The sequence below is a fragment of the Pseudomonas sp. HY2-MNA-CIBAN-0224 genome (assembly GCF_040310285.1).
Classification (GTDB): Bacteria; Pseudomonadota; Gammaproteobacteria; order Pseudomonadales; family Pseudomonadaceae; genus Aquipseudomonas; species Aquipseudomonas helleri.
Window position 1 is genome coordinate 1 of the sequence record NZ_JBEOPQ010000813.1, and the last position, 244, is coordinate 244.

At 43.0% G+C, this 244-nt stretch carries 1 pseudogene; it reads right to left on the reverse strand.

What is annotated here, in order from left to right:
• A pseudogene (locus tag AAEZ03_RS28545) lies at window positions 1–244 on the reverse strand (sodium-independent anion transporter); the annotation flags it as partial.

Genomic DNA, 244 nt, shown 5'->3' on the forward strand with positions numbered 1-244 from the left:
CGTTGTTACGTTTAATGGAATATCTGGCAGCAAAAACACTGGTAAGGAATCTGGTAAATCACCCATGCTACCGACGTTGCGAATATCAAGATTCATATACATCGCTACCGCGGTTAAGCCAACAATACAAATCAGTGGTGAAGGAATCACGCGACCAATTTTAGGAATAAGTGGAAACAGATAAATAATCGCCAAGCCGGCTGCGGTCATGATATAAACGGTCATACCAACCCGCTCAGTCATT